The following is a 19,988-nucleotide window of genomic DNA, read 5'->3' on the forward strand; positions in this document are numbered from 1 at the left end:
CAGGTTTTATTTCCAAAGGTCTTCCCAACTAAGGGCGGTACCTCCTAATTCAGCTTTTGCCTTTTCCAGATCCTCTGTCTTTTCAAAGGCTGCAATATTTCCGCGCATAGGGCTTTTCAGCTCTTCGCTTTTCAAATAGAACATCTTGTCTGCTGGCAACAATTTATTACTGCTATAATCCGGTAAAAAATAGGCTGCAACCTCTTCCTTTTTCACGTTGCTTTCCTTCACAAAGGAAATCATGCATTGTACATCGTCGAAATTGTAAACACGTCCTTTTTTAGTCTGCAACTGTGTGCCAAATCGAGCATCGCTAATGGTCATCTTGCAATAAGCACATTGTTCAGAGCCATATTTTATGGGCTTTGGTTCACTATTGCCTTGACATGCTTGCAATCCAAACATGATCAGAAGGACACTGCTCAAGCAGATAAGAAATATCTTAGTTCTGTTCATTTTTAAGTTTTTTAGAAGTTTTCGTTTTGCGCCATTCTTGAATGACACAAAAAGCCAAAATAATTCCGCAAAGGATAAAAATCCAACCACCAATATCGGGAACGGAATAAGCTCCGAAATTCAACAGCTTTTTATAGCCGATCAATGGAGGAGTATAGGACATACCTGGTACTTTGATCGGTGCATTCGGGTCAAGGTTATGTCCATAGTTGTACTCCCAAACATAGAAGTCTACCATGGCTACGATCCCAAATAGCAAGAATGCTCCAAATAAATAGTATACCCACTTTCTTTTGTTGGCAAGACCGACAACGGTAAAGGCCAATGCAAAGAATCCAATGATATAAGGAAGGACTGTGAATTCCTTAAAATCCTCCTTATGTAGGGTTTTCATGCCGATATAATGGTTCAATCCGTTGATGATATCCACCTGTCCAGACAATTTATGGCTGAATATCTGCAGTTCCAACCCTTCTGGGTATTGAGCTGCATCCAGCTCAATACGCCAAATCGGAAGGAAGATGACTGCTACTAAAGCCAGGCCGCATAGTACCAATAAGACACGGTGCAAGACTGACAAGTTGTTTGTAGATTTCATCTCTATGTAGCTTTAGTTAGTACTCTCTTTAGGCATGTTTGTGCCTACGCTGTAGGTCAACGGAACATTATTTCCTTTCTTCGAAATACGGATATAACCTTGCATTTCTTGGTGCAATGCACTACAGAAGTCCGTACAATAGAATGGGAACACACCAACACGGTCTGGTACCCATTTTAAGGTCTGGGTTTCTCCTGGCATAACCAAAAGCTCGCCATTTTTGGCTCCTTTTACGGCAAATCCATGGGGCATATCCCAGTCTTGCTCAATATTGGTTACGTGGAAATAGACCTCATCGCCTAATTGAACACCCTCAATATTGTCAGGTGCAAAGTGGGAACGGATAGAAGTTAGGTAAACATGGATCTGGTTACCCTTACGTTCTACGCGAGCTTCACTCTCTCCTTTTGTAGCATATGGATTCGTATTTTCTTCGATTTTGAAGATCTTAACGCTCTTGTCTACGACTTTGTCTGCCTTGATCGCTTGCGCATAGTGCGGCTCACCGATTGTAGGGAAGTCCAAGATCAACTGCATCTTGTCTCCTGAAATATCAAAGATCTGCGCACTTTGTGACAATTCAGGTCCTGTAGGAAGGAAACGGTCTTTTGTAATCTTGTTATAAGCAACCACATATTTTCCATACGGATTTTTGGTATCACCACCAGGGATCATCAAGTGACCTGTTGAATAATAAGTGGGAACACGGTCAATAACTTTCAAAGTCTTCACATTCCATTTCACCAATTCTGAGGAAACGAAGAATGAAGTGATCGCATTTCCTTTTTCATCAAACTCAGTGTGCAATGGACCTAAACCTGGTTTTTCAACCTCGCCATGTAATGCTGCTTCATATTTAATGATTGGAATACCACCAAATTCACCTTCGAATTGTTTTCCAGCAATCGCTTTTTGGATTTTATCGAATGAGAATACTGGAATTAAAGCGGCAAGTTTACCTGAACCTACAATATATTCACCCGTAGGGTCAACGTCTACACCGTGAGGTGATTTAGGACAAGGGATATAGTAACACAATCCTTCTAACTCTTCTGCCTTCAAGACGATAGTTTCCGTTTTGAATTCAGTAGAAGAAGTATGTGATTTTTCATCATACTTGTTGTGGGCATATTTCAGACCAGTAACCTTTTTACCTTTACCAGCTTTTAAATATTCCTCTGCTTTTTTCCAGTTTACTGCTAAAACAAAGTCTTTGTCATTTTTAGACGCATTTACCTCTAACAAGGTGTTTGCTTGTTCAGTGTTATAGGTAGAGAAGAAGAACCAACCATGAGATACACCTTTACCAGCACGACTTAAATCGTAGTTGACACCCGGTGTTTCAATCTGGAAGGATAATTCCATGTTTCCACTCTCTTTATCTACACTGACAAAGCTCAATGAACCACGGAAATTCTGCTTGAAGGTATTGATTGGCACATCGCCACCTTCACCATCTAATGGAACAGAAAAACGTGTCCCTGCTACCACATACTCTGTATTTTCTGTGATATAAGGTGAAGAGTGGTTACCACCACTGTTCGGCAATTCAAGGATCTCTGCTGTACGGAAGGTAGTCAAGTCGATACGCGCAATACGTGGTGTATTGTTGGCATTGGCAAATACCCAACGACCGTCATAGTTACCGTCGGTTTTTGATAATTGAACGTGGTGCAAATCATCCCAAGGCACATTACCATGGGAAGTTTCCAGCATAGGTTTCGTTTCTTCACTGAATCCCCATCCTTTTTCAGGATCCACAGAGAATACCGGGATGACCCTTAACAGACGTCCTGAAGGCAGTCCGTATACAGACATCTGTCCGCTGAAACCACCGGATACGAAGTTGTAAAACTCATCGTATTTCCCTGGAGCGACATAGGTCTTTTCTGCGGCATTACCACTGACAGCTTCACCCGCCCCTTTGGGCTTACAAGCTTGGAATGAAGTGAGCAGCGTGGCCACAGCAATCCCTGATAGAAAATATTTTTTAAATTCCATTATAGTATGATTTAGATATAATAACTTGCTTTCGAATTATTTCACACCATCATTTTGACGCATAAATTCCAAGATTTTGCGGGCATCATCGTCTGTTAAGTTTTGGTTAGGCATACGCACTAAACACAATTCCAATTGCGCTTGCAACTCAGGGTCTTTATCCAACATCGCATCTGGGTTGGTAATAAAGTTCATGATCCATTCTGGTTTTCTACGTTCTGAAACGCCTTTCCATCCTGGTCCAACCAATTTCTCATCGGTCATCTTGTGGCATGATGCACATTTTAGATCTACAATGGTCTTGCCTGCTTCAGCCATCGCTACATCTAGCTTGGCTCCTAGGTCAACTGTTGTAAATTTTCCTTCTCCGCGGTTAGGGTCATAGGAGCTTGCGTCAGTACCAGCATCGCTAGATGCGGCGGCTGTTTCCTCTGGGAAGGACCGTTCTGATTTTTGCTCACTATTGTTTGATGAACAGGCGTATATGAACATGGCCATCAAAACGAGTACGGTTAATTTTTTCATAGTTTCTTAGATTTTTGAATTCAATCAATGATTGTGTATTATGTTTATTACAAAGGTACCGGCAAGCTCGAGGCTAATTTTATGAGGCTAATCATAAATTATTGATTAACAGTATTGATCTATGGGAATTAGCATCCCATCCCCTTGACACTTAGAGAATTAAGTCTAATTTTGATTCTAATCACTATTTTGAGTGACCACCATCAACTATGAAAAACGTCTTTCTAGATAGATTTGCCTTAAATAGAAAGACAAAAAAAACAAGGATATGATCCCATCCGAGTTACTTATTGAAAAAGGCGCAACCGTTAAAAAAGTGGAAAGCGCTGAAGTGATATTCCATGAGAATAGTCCTTCGAATTTCTATTATCAAGTGATCAGTGGCCGTGTCAGGGTATGCAACTTCCTTCCCGATGGGAAAGAAGTACTGCAAAAGGTCGTTTGTGCTGGCGAGGGATTTGGGGAGGTTGCCATACTTGATAACGGTTTCCATGTAGCTTCTGCCATCGCAGATAAACCATGTACCATGCTAAAGCTATCTTCGAGCGCATTTATGGAAATCTTAAAAGATTACCATAGCTTCATGCTCTTGGTGACCCAGCGAATCGCAAGGGAACTTCGGTTCAAGCTCTTCATGACCAAAATGATCTGCAGCTATTCGCCTGAGGAAATCCTCTTCCATCTGCTCAACAAATTAAACGATGAAAACAAATTGATCTGTGGGGAATGCCATCGCTTAATGTTGACCCGACAGCAACTGGCGAATATGACCGGATTAAGAGTGGAGACGATAATCCGTGCGATGAAGAACCTAGAAAAGGAAGATAAATTGACCATTGTCAAAGGAAAGGTCTTCATTCCGAGTTATTGCACCGGAAAGGTTGAAGGCTAATTAGCTTAGAAAAAAGGAATGACAGCTACTCTCAAATATAATTCTGCTAAGGATTGGACTCTGTTAACCATGTTCAGTTTTCTGATCGTGGGTATTTACGGTCTATTGATGCGCCTTAAATTCCTTTTCCCTCTACCCTTTCTGGAACAAAAAAACCTGATGCATGCGCATTCACACTTTGCCTTTTCAGGTTGGGTCTCACAGGCGATCATGATTTTCTTGATCCTGATCGTTACTGGAAACAACATAGAAAAGAGCCTTCCCAAAACTTATAGAAATATCCTGTTCGCCAATTTTTTGGCTTCCTTAGGCATGCTGATTTCATTTACCATAATGGGTTATGCTTTTCTATCCATCAGCTTCTCTACCTGTGTGGTATTGGTATCCTATTGGTTTGCAGTGGTCATCTGGAAAGACTTGAATAAATCCGCTATACCAAAAGCCATATCGATCCTGATCAAAGCCGCTGTTATATATAATGTGCTCTCTTCGATAGGAACATTTGCCTTAGTTTACCTGAAAATTACCCATCAACTAGATCCATTGAAACAATTGGCATCGGTCTATTTCTACCTGCATTTCCAATACAATGGCTGGTTCTTCTTTGGTTGTTTTGGCTTATTGAACCATTGGATTTTCAAAAACTATGGACAGGGCATCATTTCCCCAAGGTTCTCTTGGGTATATATTTCAACGGTTGTTCCGGCTTATTTTCTCTCGGTACTATGGTGGAAAGGATTCCCAAATTGGCTCTATGGATTATTGTTACTCACCGTATTGGTACAGATCTTTCTATGGGCTAAATTCCTTGTCAAATTCTTTGCTGCTAAAAAGAAAACAGAGGCGTTACGGCTAAGTAAAATAGTTTTTATCCTGTGGACCTGTGTGGCATTGGCTGTCTGTATCAAATTGATCCTTCAAGCGATATCGATTATCCCAGCCCTTAGCCAATTAGTCTATGGTTTCAGGCCTATTGTCATTGCCTATCTGCACTTGGTTTTATTGGTCATCATCTCCTTATTTTTATTGGGTTATGCCTTCAATAGCCAGGCTTTAAAAATGAACAAAGGCATCGAAAAAGCTGTCTATGGCTTATTGCTTGGGATATTCCTGAATGAATTTGTTTTAATGATCCAAGGAATAGGGGGGCTTATGCGGCATAGTTTTCCAATGACTCACGAAATCCTCGGGATTGCTGCTATAATTATTGTCATCAGCCTCTGCCTGATTATCCATAAACAGATCTTCTGTTCCTCAAAAGTAGAATCACAGGAGAAAATTGAATAAAGAATAGCAGCTCTATAAAGGATAATATTTTGGCTATTCCGATTAAGTCGCTTTTCTCAATAAGAGTTTGACTTCATTCGAGACACAATTTGAAATTTCCGAATATGGCTCGAATAAGAGCAAAGCCAAACCAGAAGCACCTTATCAATTTTAAAAGAATTAGAGGGTAAAATTGACAGCTACAAATGGTCATTTTACCTAATGGAAATGGATAAAATTAATTTAAATTTCCCTTCGTAAAGCAGGTTAGATATGGAAAACAAGAATTATCCTGTGCTTTTGGTTGCTGATAAGCTTCACTTGGAAGAAGTCTCGGAATACAAGACCGAGAAAGAACAATTTGAACAATTAGCCAACCATTTAGATGAATTGGTTTCCACAAATTTCAATAAACTGATCAGTATCCTTTATCGAATCGATGTCTCCGAAGAAAGAGCAAGACGAGCACTAGCCGAAGAAGCAGGAATCAGATCCCCCGGACATACCTTAGCCAGACTATTAATCGAACGTGAAGCTGAAAAAATCAAGTATAGGGAAATGTACAAGAAGAGTTAAACCTAAACTCTATTCAACTTATACGGAAAAACCTTTCCCGAAGCCCATTGCGCCACATATAAATTATCATCATCATCCACACATACATCATGAGGATGCACAAATATCTTGTCTTGTTGCTGCATGGTCTTTAAGGCTCCGTTTTGATAGATCGGCTCTGTTCCGCCTATATTGCTGACCACCTTATTGTTTTTGTCCAGGATAGTCACAAAACCTGAACCTGCGACATCCATATTAGGGGATCGCAAAACTGCGGCATAGATATGGTTTCCTTTGATAACCGGTCTGCACACACATTCCCCCGGCAATTGAATAATCTCCTGCAATTTTCCAGCGGTATCAAATCGTTTGAAACAGTTTCTAGTTCGATCGGTGATCAAAAGGCTTTTTTTACCCTTTCTTTTATCAAAGGCAATCCCATGGGCATTATCCAGGAATTGGTCCCCTTCACCTCTACCACCAAAATGATTGATCAACTTTCCTTTGCTGTCATAGTGAAGGATATGCTGAGCACCATAACCATCGGCAATAAAGATATCGCCGTTATCATCAATTGCGGTTTCTGTTGGCACAAACTCTTCCTTTTTATTGTAAAGCCCAATGCCTAATGGCGCATCGATAGTCAATAGTACTTTTCCAGAAAGGCTGGTTTTATAGACTTGATGTTTATCGGTATCGGTGATATAAAGGTAATCGGTTCCATTTTCATTATGTAAGGTCAGTCCATGTCCTCCGGGGAAGTCATTTCCCCAGGATTCCAAAACCTTCCCATCCTTGTTGAATACAATGATGTTATTATTCACTTCATTGGTCAATAGGATGATCCGTCCATTCTTATCCTGAACCATTTCATGGCAATCATTGACGGTTAACTTCGGGCCATGTTTAGTTGCCCAAGCAGTATCCAGACTGTATTTCATACGGTTATGTCCGTAGACAATATTTTTCGGTTTGGAAAACAAGTCTTTCATGATCAACAAGCTCCCTGTTAGGACTGAGGATTTTTGGATAAATGCTTTTCTGTTCATTATGTAGATTTAAAGGTTTTCAACAATGTTATTTCAATATGATTTCATCCACAAATAACCAAGGGGGATTACCATCTCCGGGAAAGCCTTGTGGGATTTTAGGATAGTGTTTTGTTTTCAACCGGATGAAGCTGATTTTCTGATTTGGGATAGCACAGGCAATCATTCGTTTATAGCGCACCTTATCCACCTTATCCAGATCAAGTTTGACCTTGTTCAGGAGTTTCAGGTTCAGGGAATCCGTTCCACCCCAAATTTCAACGTATTCTGGCGGGTAGATATGTTCATTATAGGATTGTTTAATGCTGAGAGCAAGGGTATCCAAGGCAATAGCTTGATCAAAGGACATTGTGGTCGATAGATCATTTCCTTGAAAACCCAGCCATTTACCATCCGCGTTATTATTTCCACCGCTTTCCAGATCAAAGAAGCTTTGCTCCTTTCTAGCCTTATATTGTTGATTGGGTTTAGTTTCCAAAACGATTGTGTTTGGACTAAAGGATGTGGCATAGAAACTTTGATTGATTTCATTGCTTGGTAACCAACCATCTTTTACGGCTTTAACCCGCAACATCGCGTCTTTCTTCAATAGGACTGGCTCTTTGTAAATTTTGGCTGTTGAAGAATCAGGATGAGTTCCGTCCAGCGTATATCGCAATTGCACGCCTACAATGGGGTGGCTTAAAGAAAGGCTGATTTCTTTTTGGAAAAAGCTTCGGTTAGGATTTATCCTTGGTGGCGTAAGGGCCAACTTTTGCGAATCATCGGTTTTAAATCCAGCATCTATTTTGATTGTTGGAAAATCTTTCCGGATAGCCTCCAGTTCTGCAGGTTTCAATGCAGTATTCCAAACGAATATCTTTCTCATATTTGGCAGTTTGACCAGAGATTTTATTCCATCAATAGACACTCCAGTACCGATTAGACTAACACTTTTCAGATTTTCATGGTCCTTCAACAAAGCTAGATCCTCATTTGTGATCTTGCTATTATTGAGGTTTAGCGTCCGGAGGTTTTTAAATTTATTGAGCGTTTGGATGTCCGCCTTTTTTATCGGCATGGAACTCAGGTTTACGGAGACTACCTGGTCCGCTATAGGCGAAAGTTCAGAAAGGGATTTATCGGTAAAGAAATCCTTTCCATAAAAGTTTACATCCAATGCCGGAGAGCCGGCATCCAAAGGATTGATGATCCTGTAGGGTGTGTTCAATTTCTTCACTTCAGCCTCATCGGCAGCGGCGAATTCATAGGTCTCTGTTCCCGCAAAGCCATAGACAGATTTGACCGCTTGAAAAAGGGTGTCTTGTACGGCAAAGGCAGAAAGCGGAACATCAAATTTACCACCGCTTTGGATCCAAGCTCGTAATAGGGAGACTTCATCGATACTCAATTGCGGTTTGCCCTTTGGTGGCATTTTATGTTCATGTTCAATATCCAACAGGATGCGTTCGATCATTAAACTGGTTAAAGCATTCCCTGCTATAAAGACCTTACCATTCTCCCCTCCTTTTAAGATAGAGCTGCTATCGGATAGAACAAGTCCGCCTTTAGGTTTGCTAGAGTTATGGCAACCCACGCACTTGGCCTGAAGGATAGGCATAACCGCATCTTCAAATACGATGGCTGTTTCAGCATCCAATTCCTTCGATTTCTTTTCCATGATCGGTGACATAATAAAATCCTCACCATGAGTAAGGGAGGCTCCAAAATGCCCGACCATCAGCAAAAGAACAATGGAAACATTCATGCCAACGGCAAAGACTTTTTGGTATCTGCCACTGGGATTGAAGCGGATAAAAGCCAGTAAGGCAAGGGTCAATAAAGATAGCCCCACGCCAGTATATTTATGGATTTCATAAGTCGTCCCTTCGAAACCGCCTTCTTTTGAAAGTAGCAATCCCATAATGACAGTGATGGCAGTAAGCAAGGAACTGATAAACAACAAAGAATGGAGGATAGATTGAAGAGCCGGAACCTCTTTTTCCAAGCGACTGCGGAATAAGTACAAGATCCAGCAGATTACTAAGAGTACGATAGGAAAATGCAGCAGCAAGGGATGCATTCTACCCACGACCTGCAAATAGGCTGGTACTTGAATGCTGTTTTCAAACAGCAGAAAGAAAATGATAAAGCTATTGAGGCCTATCAATATATTGAAATGCAAATTTTTGATCGTCATTTAGCTTCCCCGTTTATGCTAAGATATCCTTGACTACATTACCCGCTACATCGGTCAACCGATATCTTCTTCCCAAATGCTTAAAGGTTAGTTTTTCATGATCCAGACCAAGTGTATGTAAAATGGTAGCATGGAAATCATGCACATGCACTGGGTTTTTTACAATATTGTAGCCAAGTTCATCCGTTTCACCATAGACCATCCCGGGCTTGACACCCCCACCTGCCATCCAAATGCTGAAGCATCGTGGGTGATGGTCACGACCATAATTATCCACGGTCAATCCACCTTGGCAATAGTTAGTTCGGCCAAATTCTCCGCCCCATATCACCAGGGTTTCATCTAAGAGCCCCCTTTGCTTAAGGTCGGAAACCAATGCTGCAGAAGCTTGATCCACATCCTTGGCTTGCATAGCCATTTCATTTGGAAGACCTCCATGTTGATCCCAACCTTGATGGTAGAGTTGCACGAAACGCACTCCATTCTCAGAAAGCTTTCGAGCCAATAGACAATTTGCTGCATAGGTTCCGGGGACCAAACACTCGGGTCCATACATTTTGATGATATGGTCAGGCTCTTTGGACAGATCGGTTACTTCCGGCACCGAAGTCTGCATCCTATAGGCCATTTCATATTGCTGGACCTTTGCCGTGATCTCTGGATCTTTAAAGGTTTCGAATTGCATGCTGTTCAATTCGGCAAGCTTATCCAATAGTTTTCTACGGCTCATCTTATCTGTTCCTTCAGGATTATTGAGATAAAGCACCGGGTCTGGACCTCCCATAAATTGCACTCCTTGATGCACAGAATCCAAGAAACCGTTTGTCCAAAGTTTAGAATAGACTCCTTGTCCGTTTCCTTTGCCTTTTGAAACCAATACACAGAAGCCTGGCAAGTTTTGGTTTTCACTGCCCAGCCCATAACTCAACCAAGCACCCATACTTGCACGGCTCCCTTGCTGAGAGCCTGTTTGGAAGAAAGTGATTGCTGGGTCATGATTAATGGCATCTGTATGCATGGATTTAATGATACAAAGGTCATCCACAATCTTCGCCATGTGGGGAAATAAACTACTTACCCAAGCTCGGCTTTGTCCGTATTGGGCAAAATCAAAATAAGAACCTACAAGTGGAAAGGTAGCTTGTCCGGCAGTCATACCAGTCAATCTTTGACCTCCGCGGATGGATTCAGGCAGATCTTGCCCAATCATTTCTCTTAGCTTGGGTTTATGGTCAAAAGATTCCAATTGGGAAACCCCACCGGATTGGAAAAGGTAAATAACTCGTTTCGCTTTTGGGGCAAAATGGGGCAAGGCTTTTTCAAAAGCTTCTTGGCTTCCAGGTTTGCCTGAAAAGAGGTCTGGAATCAATAAGGATCCTAAGGCAATACTTCCAATTCCTATGCTTAAACTCGATAAAAATTGTCTGCGGTTTTGAAACAGCTGAGCTTCTTTTACTTCTTTATCTAAGTTATTATCTGTCTTTTTTCTCATGATTATCAATATTGTATTTCCCTTGACCCTATCCTTTGTTCAATGTTTCTTCCAGATTATAAATGGCATGTACGACCGACATCAATGCGGCCAACTTCTCTTTCGGTAGAGAATTATCCTGCGGTGCTTCTCCAACATTCAAAAAAGAGGCTGCATCTTTTTTATTTTGTGTAAACCGAGTAAGTTCATCTTGATAATAAGACCCTAACAATTCCAATTCTTTTTCTGAAGGTTCTCGACAGAGCACCCTTTTAAAAACTTTATTGATATAATCGCTCTGTTTAAGATTTGGCTGATCCGACATGAGATTCGTGGAGTAGATCCTTGAAGCTTCCAAAATGGCAGGATCGTTCATCATGACCAATGCTTGCAGCGGTGTATTGGTCCTTTGCCTTTGGACTTCGCAGGCATCTCGATTGCTGGCATCAAAAATCAGCATATTAGGCGGAGGCAAGGTCAATTTAAAGAAGACATACATCCCTCTGCGATAAAGATCCTGTCCATGGTCTTGTACATATTGCGCCAAAGCACCACGACCAGAACTGCTGACCTCCCAAATTCCTTCAGGTTGGTAAGGTTTGATACTCGGACCGCCAATTTTCCGGTTCAACAAACCGCTGGTCGCCAAGACCTGATCTCGAATCATCTGTGCGGGCAATCGCAACCTTTTCGCCCGAGCCAGGTAGATATTATCAGGATCTTTTTCCAAGTGTTTTTGTTCAATGACAGAAGACTGTTTATAAGTGGCTGTACTGACCAGTTGTTTGATCAGTCGCTTAATGTTCCAGCCATTTTGCTGGAAGTCAACCGCCAACCAATCCAAGAGTTCTGGGTGGCTTGGGAGATCGCCTTGATTTCCGAAATCAGCAACAGAAGCCACCAATCCACGTCCGAAGATAAGTGCCCACATTTGGTTCACAAAGACCCTAGAGGTCAAAGGATTTTTATCACTGAAGGTCCATTGCGCCAAGCCTAATCTATTGGAGGCATACTTGGTGCTATCAAAAGGCAACACCGCTTCTGGAGTTTGCGGATAGACACGTACCGTAGGGGCATCATAAACCCCTCTATCCAGAATAAAGGTAGGGCGGATACTATCTCTTTCCCCCATTACCGAAACAGTAACATCCCCATCATCGGCATTTTGATTGATGAAATTGAGGATTCCTTTGATGTCCTCTTGGGTCACAGTCAGTCTCGGAGTTTTTGAAGGTCCTGAATTCACTAATCCTTCCAAGCCTTTTTCCAAGGAATTATTGAAGAAGGCGTACATTCCATAATAGTTCTTTTGGGTAAAAGGATCATATTTATGGTCATGACACTGGGCACATTCCATGGTAATTCCTAAAATACCCTTTGCATAAGTATTGGTTTTGTCCAATCCATAGGCAACTCGGTATTCCTCCTCCACCACTCCACCTTCTTCGGTGATTTTATGGTTTCTATTGAATGCAGTAGCTAAAATTTGTTCTTTATTTGGATTTGGGAGTAAATCACCTGCCAATTGCCAAGTGACGAATTGGTCATAAGGCATGTTTTCATTAAAGGCATGGATTACCCAATCTCGCCAAGGCCACTGGGTCCTGATATCATCATCTTGATAGCCATAAGAATCTGCATAGCGAGCAACATCCATCCAATGTAAAGCCATTTGTTCGCCAAAGGCAGGACTAGCCATAAGTTCATCGACCAGTTTTTCATAAGCTTGTGGTGAATCGTCCTTTAAGAAGCGTTCCATCAATTTTTCGTCAGGAGGCAAGCCAGTTAAATCCAGGCTCACCCTGCGCAGGAGTCTATTCTTATCTGCCTCAGGATTAGGCTTGAACCCTGATTTGGTCATTTTATCCAACACAAAATTATCGACCTCGTTGTTTCCCCATTTAATTTTATCCTGCTGTGGCACTTCTGGTTTCTTAGGCGCAGTAAATGCCCAATGCGGCTTATAGACAGCTCCTTGTTCAATCCAACGTTCGATCAAATCGATTTCAAAATTGCTCAATGGTAAATTAGCTGCTGTCGGTGGCATTTTAATGGACTCATCATCCGAGGTAATTCGAAGGAAAGCTTCACTGATATGAGGCTTTCCGGGAACCACAGCATGTTTTCCGGGACTTTCGGCAAGGGCTTTATAGGCACCTTCTTCGGTGTCTAATCTTAAACCTGCTTCACGGGTATTATTATCTGGACCATGGCAGGCAAAACACTTATCAGAAAGGATGGGTTTGATATCATAATTATAGTCTACATATTTTGGCAGGACAAAACTACCCCCATCTGCCCCGTCTGATCCAGCACTAGGACGGCACATGGGCAATAGAAGGATCAACAGTCCGAAGACTGAAAATACCGCAGCAATGGTGAGTGAATTTTTTGAAACTAGATTTTTTCTACACATCATAATTTATGTTTAGTCAAATTATTACCTAAAAACCATCGATCTATCCCTTATCCCGGTTAGCATGGGAAAAAGAATTTTTTACAGTCGATATCCAACACAATCATAGATTGTATTTTGATGTTAGTTTTTATTTGGAGCCAAAGCTCCTTTTGAGGGTGTAGTATAAGGTTTAAGTTTCTTCAGAGCCAAATGTTTCCATTCATTAACTCAGAATCAACTGGTTATTGGAATCAAGTTAGTACAATTTTTTAACAAAAGGAAAGATTAATTGAATCGAAGAGAAAATACGCGTAATTATTACGTTACATGCCAATAAGTTAGGCCAAGCTTATTGAAGCTTTGACGGGGAAGAAAGAATATAAGTGACCATGGCCTCGGCATCCTCTGCCGATAGTTTAGGATGCGCTTTCATTGCAACATGTCCCCACGCTCCCGAGCCTCCATGAATGATTCTCTGCGCTAAGATCTTTATAAATACTTGTTGTCTTGGATAGCGGAGATCAATATCCTGAAAAGACGGCCCTAACACTTTTTTATTCTCTTTATGGCAGGTATAACAATCTGAATAGGAAAGCAGGACTTCCCCCTTTTGCCATGCTGCAGAATCTAGCTTTTCATCCTCGCCAGCAATAGCCCGAATGTACTCATCTCGTGTTTTCTGTGATTTTGCTTGTAATACTTCCGTTTTCTTCTCTACCCTTTCTTGGCAAGACCAGCAAAGGATCGAAAGAGCGGTAACATAGAGGATATTTCTTATTGAATTTTTCATTTTTTATCAGGTAAGGCAAAGGCAACATACGCATCTCCTTTTTTTCCACCCCATTTTGAGCCGCCGCAAGCAATAACAACAAATTGCTTTCCATTGACTTCGTATGTTGCAGGAGTAGCGACTCCAGGCGCTGGCAGGTCTGTTTCGAATAGAATTTTGCCATTGGATTTATTGATTGCCCGGAACTTCCCATCGGAGTTAGCGGCGATGAACAACAATCCACCAGAGGTAATGACAGATCCGCCGTAATTTTCCCTTCCGGTGGTTGGAATTCCTTTTTTCTTCAATTCTTCAAACTCACCGAATGGAATTTTCCAGACATACTCGCCAGTATTCAGGTCGATGGCATTGAGGGTTCCCCAAGGTGGATTCACGGCGGGATAGCCTTCTTGGGTCAGAAACTTATTATAGCCTGTAAAGGAATAATCCGGACTTTCATTTTCTTCTCCAGATGAAATTTCTAGCGTTTCAGGTTTTCCTGCATATATTTCAGCTTGCTTTTTATCCATTTCAAGAACTAGGGAGGCGATTGCATTTTTTTCTGCTAAGCTCAAATGATTAAAAGGCGGCATCATCCTTCTCCCAGTTGCTAGGAGTTCATTAAATTTTATGAGGCTATATTTCTTATCCACACCAATCAGCGTAGGGTAATCTCCAGCACCTAATCTTTCAGGTCCATGGCACGACATACAATGTTTTTTATAGAGAATAGCTCCCGCTTCAAGGTTTGTTTTCTTGGTATTTGTGGTCTTTTCCAATTTGACCAGGTTGAGCACCCAGGTCATTTCATTTGAATTGACATAGAGAATACCAGTTTCAGGATCGAAAGACGGTCCTCCCCATTCTCCACCTCCGTCATAACCGGGGAAGATCACTGTTCCGTTGATCGATGGCGGCGTATAGATGCCATGGGAATTATAGGATGCATATCTTTTCTTTATATCCTCATAGGATGAGGGCGATACCAAGGAGTTGAGGTCTTTTTCTGTCATCCCTTGTCTCGCAAATGGGGCTGGTTTTACAGGGAATGGCTGTGTTGGGGAAAGCACCTCGCCTTCAACAGCTCCGAAGGTAGGTACAGCACGCTCTTCGATGGGATAGATCGGAGTTCCAGTTTCACGGTCGAGGATAAAAACCAATCCTGTCTTTGTGGTTTGTACAAGGGCATCGATTTTCTTCCCTTCTTTATTTAAAGTGACCAAAATAGGTGCACTTGATGGATCCATATCCCACACATCGTGATGTACAGTCTGGAAATGCCATTTCCTTTTTCCGGTTTCGGCATCTAAAGCCAAAATACAATTTCCAAATAGGCCATCCCCTAAACGCTTTCCGCCATAGAAATCATTGGTCGGATTTCCTATCCCAGCGAAAACTAATCCTCGCTTTTCATCCAAGCTAAAGCCGGACCAAGCATTTGCAGACCCTTTGGTATTATAAGCGGTGCTATCTTTCCAGGTATCAAAACCAAATTCTCCTGGATGGGGAATGGTATGGAATATCCATAGCTGCTCGCCAGTCCTTACATCAAAAGCGCGGATATGTCCAGGGGTTTCCTCATCAACCTGACCACTTACTATAAAGAGGTCTTTATAGACCATCACGGGCGAGGTTGGAGTCATATTGGACTTCTTTTCATCGCGGCCTAAGCCTTTCCTTAGGTCAATTCCGCCTTGATCTCCAAAGGTTTTAATTAATGCTCCAGAGACGGCATCAATGGAATAAACATAAGGTCCCACGGTATAGATAATCCTCTTGTCTTCTGAACTAGACCAGTAAGTTACCCCTCGGTTCATATTCTCGCTATTACGGACCCATTTCCCGGTTTTCAAGGAATCACGGGGATCAAAAACCCAGATTTCCTTGCCAGTTCCAGCCTCTAAGGCAAATAGCTTCATTTTTGGAGAAACGCCATATAGGATATTGTCGACGATAATGGGATTAGTTTCCATAGGACTGAATTTTAGACTATCAGCACCTTCAGAATGATAAATCCATGCGACTTCTAAATCTTTCACATTTTGGGTATCGATTTGCTGGAGATCAGCATATTTAATGTTTTCCTTTGACCCTCCTGCAACCGTCCAACTTTTGTATTGTTTTCCTAAATCCTTGTATTCCCCGCTACAGCATACGAAGAGGAGGAGCAGTAGGATTCCAAATAAATAGGAAAACATATTTATAAAATGATTATTATTAGGTCTGCAATTCATGGGTACGGAGTAAGATTTAGGTTACCCTAAATTAATAAATAATTTAAAGGAAAATAGAAAAGAAAGCTGCTGACCTTAATTTAACCAATTATAACAGGATTTTAATACCTGAGCAGTAGAAAAGGCATATTTTGAGCGAATATGAAAGTTTTAAACCTAATCAAGAAAATACCACAACAATTGAATTTTAATATTTTTAATTAAATTTTGTATTTTGGCTAGACATCAATTTGGTGGATAAGATGAAAATGCCAAATTTAGATTAGTGGAAAAAAAGTATATGGAATTTTATAAGGATGAACCAAGCACACTCCTGGCAGTAGATTGTATCATTTTTGGGTTTGATGGTGAATCTTTACAAATCCTACTGATCAAGAGAGGCTTTGAACCTGAAATCAATAATTGGAGTTTAATGGGCGGATTTGTACAGCCTGATGAGAGCCCGGATGAGGCTGCATCAAGGATTTTGTACAAGCTAACGGGATTGAACGATGTGTACATGGAACAATCAGCTGTTTTTGGCAAGCCCAATCGAGAAAAACATGGCCGAGTGGTGAGCATCACTTATTTCGCATTGATAGACAGCAAGGAATACCAACATATCCTTTCCGAAGAATTCAAAGCGAAATGGTTCCCAATTGATGACTACCCTCCATTAATATTTGATCATGTAGAAATGATCAATACTGCAAAACGTTTATTACGCAGTAAGGCTGCCCTCTACCCTATCTTGTTTGAATTATTGCCAGAGAAGTTCACTTTGCCACAAATATCGAGTCTTTATGAGGCTGTTTATGATATTGTAATCGATAAAAGGAATTTCAATAGGAAATTACTCTCTTCTAATCTGTTGATAAAATTAAACGAAAAGGATAAGGAGAATTCTAAAAAAGGGGCCTTTTATTATGTGTTGAATAAGGATATCTATAAGGATCAGATCATGTCGTTCTTACGGTACCTGCCAAGCTGGTCCGCACAGGATATGGGGATTTAATACAAGTGAAGAATTAATAGCTTTACTTGAATGATTGCCCCAAAATTTAGAAACATTAAGGGGCAGTCCGATTTTGAAAGATCTGCTTATTTAAATTTAATTTCAAGCTCAGCTGCATCCAACCAGGCAGAGGAAAACTTAACAAATGCCGAGTTTGTTGATTCCGGTTTAGCCTGTAAATAAACAATCATTTTCCCATGGAATACGCGCTGTCTATTATCTGTATAGTCGGCCATATCCGTATTATTCCCCGCTTCCATCCCCAATAATCGAACATCACCAAGAATATGGCAGGTAATTTCATTTTCGGCAAGAAAAGCATCATTTCCTTCCTGATCTCGAATTTGTAGGACGACCTGTGCTATTCCATCATTTTTATTGATTTCAATAAGATCAGGACCTATGATTTTTATTCTTTTTGCTGGTCCAATTGTTTTGATCTCAGCATGTGAAATCCTATTTCCATCCTTATCTAATCCAACAATCTCCAATTTACCTTCCTTAAAAGGAACATCCCAGAAATAGATGCCTGTTTTAGTATCGTAAGTTTTTATCGACCCTATTTGTTCACCATTTAATAGTAGTAAGGCATTCGGGGCGTTGCTGTAGCCAACAACTCGTATGAGTTGGCCTTCCTTATAATTCCAATTCGGAAGAGCATCCATCCAGGGCGCTCCTGCTGGATTTGGCAGATATTTATTCTCTTGGGCAGTCCATTTGTCCAATCCATCTTCATTTTGGCGAATAGGATACGTCCCAAGATAAGCCATTGGTTTTTCAGCCCATAAAGATTGGCGAAAGTATCCCCTAGGTTTAATAAAACCCGCAAAGTCCATTAGTCCCGAATAAAACCCTCTGGATGGCCATTTCCTTGACTCCCCTAGGTAATCTATCCCAGTCCATAAAAACTGTCCGAAAATAAAGTCATTGTCTTGTACGGCTTTCCAAGCTTCTAGGTCATGTCGGTTTTCACTGCCATAGATTACGCGGTTAGGGTAGGTAACATGGTCTTCTTTATACTTACCCTCAGTATAGTTATATCCTGCAATATCAAGTGCGTCTGGATATTCCGTTTCATTGGACATGGCGACACCAGCTAATCCAGCGGTTACTGGTCTGCTTTTATCATATAATCGGACTGCAGCCGCCAATTTCTTGGCTATAGCACCTAAGCGGTTTGCACCTGGGGCATCCTTTTTATAACCGCCATATATGGCTTGAGTGAATCCTCCCTCCTTTTTGCCATCCAAGATAGGATGAGAATAAGGGTCATTAGGATAATCGACTTCATTACCGATGCTCCATGCAAAAATCGAAATATGATTTCTATCCCTCTTTACCATATCTATTAAATCTTTCTCGCCCCATTCCCCAAAGAAATCCGTTGAACTCTGAAATCCAGGAACGCCCTCGTTCCAACCTTCCAACCATTTTCTTTTTGGGAACTCCCATTCATCATAAGCTTCATTGAGGACCAATATTCCCAATTCATCGCAAAGAGCATATAATGAACTGGCTTGAGGGTTGTGGCTAGTGCGGATAGCATTAACACCAATCTCTTTAAGTGTCATCAGTCTCCTTCTCCACACTTCTGGATAAAACTCAGAACCTAGGACTCCAGCATCATGGTGAATACACACCCCTTTCACTTTCATCCATCGATCATTTAAAGCAAAACCCTTATTGGGATCAAAAGTTAACTTTCGGAAACCGGTCTTAATTTCAGACTGATCAAGAACTTTATTCCCCGCTAATACTTTCGTTTTCAGGATATATTGATTTGGAGTCTCCAAAGTCCAGAGCTCAGGATTTTTGACTGCTAATTGAACCGAAACTTCTTTCTTTTCGGAGGCTCCTAATTTAGTTTTGGAAACTTTTTTTGATACCGAATTTCCTTGAGGATCAAACAATTCCGTTTCTATGGAAAGGTTCTCCAACTTGTCCGTTTCGTTTACTAATCCAACTTGAACTTTCAGTTCAGATTTTCCATTCTGGAGTTCTGGGAAAGCATAAACGCCCCATTGGTCTAACCGCACTTTATTGGCATAAACCAACCAGACATCCCGATAAATACCTGAACCGGTATACCACCTAGAATCTGCATCTTTACTATGGTCAACCTTTACTGAGATTACATTCCGTTCACCATATTTAATAAATGGACTGATATCGTAGGAAAAAGAAATATAACCATTTGGTCTTTTGCCAACTGATTTACCATTGACAAATACCTCGCTTCGGTTATAAATCCCTTCAAAATACAAAAACACCTGTTCAGCATCTTTATCAGCCGGAATTTCAATTTCTTTTTGGTACCAGCCAATACCACCAGGAAGATAACCTGACGCACTAGCCAATGTAGGGCTAAGGGCTTGCTTTATTGTCCAATCATGCGGGATCCGAACTTCCTTCCAAGATTTATCACGATTACTGTTTTCATCGATCTTTTTATCCTTTTGGAGTGAAAAGAACCAATCGCTGTTAATTTTTTCAGCTTTCCCAAAGCCAGGTTGTGCAATCAAATCAGTTGTCTGGAAAAGAGCAATCGAATACAGTAGAAAAATAATTAATAAAGGCTTTCCTTGATTCATGATTTCTAAC

At 41.1% G+C, this 19,988-nt stretch carries 15 protein-coding genes; 4 read left to right on the forward strand and 11 right to left on the reverse strand.

What is annotated here, in order from left to right:
• Positions 1–6 precede the first annotated feature (6 nt).
• Genes CKW03_RS20665 through CKW03_RS17870 form a run of 4 tightly spaced genes read right to left on the reverse strand, consistent with a single transcriptional unit; the run spans position 7 to position 3,580 of the window.
• Complete coding sequence (locus CKW03_RS20665) at positions 7–456, reverse strand: nitrous oxide reductase accessory protein NosL (RefSeq protein ID WP_197700952.1); 450 nt, start codon at positions 454–456, stop codon at positions 7–9.
• Entirely contained in the window at positions 443–1,054 is a 612-nt protein-coding gene (locus CKW03_RS20670; protein ID WP_197700953.1) for a hypothetical protein, read from the reverse strand. The genes CKW03_RS20665 and CKW03_RS20670 overlap by 14 nt, the downstream gene beginning before the upstream one ends.
• 12 nt (positions 1,055–1,066) lie before the next feature.
• Positions 1,067–3,055 carry a Sec-dependent nitrous-oxide reductase gene (gene nosZ / locus CKW03_RS17865; RefSeq protein WP_093099183.1) on the reverse strand — a complete coding sequence of 663 codons (1,989 nt, stop codon included), beginning with the start codon at positions 3,053–3,055 and terminating at the stop codon, positions 1,067–1,069.
• Between the two features lie 36 nt (positions 3,056–3,091).
• Positions 3,092–3,580: a c-type cytochrome gene (locus tag CKW03_RS17870; protein ID WP_093099184.1), complete on the reverse strand. Its 489-nt coding sequence runs from the start codon at positions 3,578–3,580 to the stop codon at positions 3,092–3,094.
• A gap of 268 nt (positions 3,581–3,848) precedes the next feature.
• Between CKW03_RS17870 and CKW03_RS17875 the strand changes: the two genes are divergently transcribed.
• From CKW03_RS17875 to CKW03_RS17885, 3 genes are all read left to right on the forward strand, one after another.
• A complete protein-coding gene (locus CKW03_RS17875; protein ID WP_093099186.1) occupies positions 3,849–4,472 on the forward strand; it encodes a Crp/Fnr family transcriptional regulator in 624 nt (207 codons plus the stop codon).
• A gap of 18 nt (positions 4,473–4,490) precedes the next feature.
• Positions 4,491–5,759, forward strand: a complete 1,269-nt coding sequence (locus tag CKW03_RS17880; RefSeq protein WP_093099187.1) for a hypothetical protein — start codon at positions 4,491–4,493, stop codon at positions 5,757–5,759.
• A gap of 252 nt (positions 5,760–6,011) precedes the next feature.
• Positions 6,012–6,314, forward strand: a complete 303-nt coding sequence (locus CKW03_RS17885) for a hypothetical protein (RefSeq protein ID WP_093099189.1) — start codon at positions 6,012–6,014, stop codon at positions 6,312–6,314.
• A 2-nt stretch (positions 6,315–6,316) separates the two neighbouring features.
• Here the strand turns inward: CKW03_RS17885 and CKW03_RS17890 are convergent, their stop codons facing one another.
• From CKW03_RS17890 to CKW03_RS17915, 6 genes are all read right to left on the reverse strand, one after another.
• On the reverse strand, positions 6,317–7,342 hold the full coding sequence (locus tag CKW03_RS17890) for an NHL repeat-containing protein (protein ID WP_093099190.1): 1,026 nt from the start codon (positions 7,340–7,342) through the stop codon (positions 6,317–6,319).
• Between the two features lie 28 nt (positions 7,343–7,370).
• Positions 7,371–9,521: a c-type cytochrome domain-containing protein gene (locus CKW03_RS17895; RefSeq protein ID WP_093099191.1), complete on the reverse strand. Its 2,151-nt coding sequence runs from the start codon at positions 9,519–9,521 to the stop codon at positions 7,371–7,373.
• Positions 9,522–9,534: 13 nt separating this feature from the next.
• On the reverse strand, positions 9,535–11,013 hold the full coding sequence (locus tag CKW03_RS17900; RefSeq protein WP_093099193.1) for a DUF1501 domain-containing protein: 1,479 nt from the start codon (positions 11,011–11,013) through the stop codon (positions 9,535–9,537).
• A gap of 28 nt (positions 11,014–11,041) precedes the next feature.
• Positions 11,042–13,411, reverse strand: a complete 2,370-nt coding sequence (locus CKW03_RS17905; protein ID WP_197700954.1) for a PSD1 and planctomycete cytochrome C domain-containing protein — start codon at positions 13,409–13,411, stop codon at positions 11,042–11,044.
• A 328-nt stretch (positions 13,412–13,739) separates the two neighbouring features.
• The gene (locus CKW03_RS17910; RefSeq protein ID WP_197700955.1) at positions 13,740–14,180 is read right to left on the reverse strand and encodes a c-type cytochrome; all 441 of its coding nucleotides are present in this window, start codon (positions 14,178–14,180) and stop codon (positions 13,740–13,742) included.
• Positions 14,177–16,357 (reverse strand): outer membrane protein assembly factor BamB family protein, encoded by a 2,181-nt coding sequence (locus CKW03_RS17915; RefSeq protein ID WP_169919019.1) that lies wholly within the window; start codon positions 16,355–16,357, stop codon positions 14,177–14,179. Before CKW03_RS17915 ends, CKW03_RS17910 begins: the two co-directional genes overlap by 4 nt.
• A 316-nt stretch (positions 16,358–16,673) precedes the next feature.
• On the opposite strand from CKW03_RS17915, the gene CKW03_RS17920 reads away from it, so the two are divergent.
• On the forward strand, positions 16,674–17,387 hold the full coding sequence (locus CKW03_RS17920) for an NUDIX hydrolase (RefSeq protein WP_093099196.1): 714 nt from the start codon (positions 16,674–16,676) through the stop codon (positions 17,385–17,387).
• A gap of 86 nt (positions 17,388–17,473) precedes the next feature.
• Here CKW03_RS17920 and CKW03_RS17925 read toward each other — a convergent pair whose 3' ends face one another.
• Positions 17,474–19,978 carry a glycoside hydrolase family 2 TIM barrel-domain containing protein gene (locus CKW03_RS17925; protein WP_093099198.1) on the reverse strand — a complete coding sequence of 835 codons (2,505 nt, stop codon included), beginning with the start codon at positions 19,976–19,978 and terminating at the stop codon, positions 17,474–17,476.
• Positions 19,979–19,988 lie beyond the last annotated feature (10 nt).

This window comes from Sphingobacterium mizutaii (assembly GCF_900187125.1).
In the GTDB taxonomy this organism is placed as follows: Bacteria; Bacteroidota; Bacteroidia; order Sphingobacteriales; family Sphingobacteriaceae; genus Sphingobacterium; species Sphingobacterium mizutaii.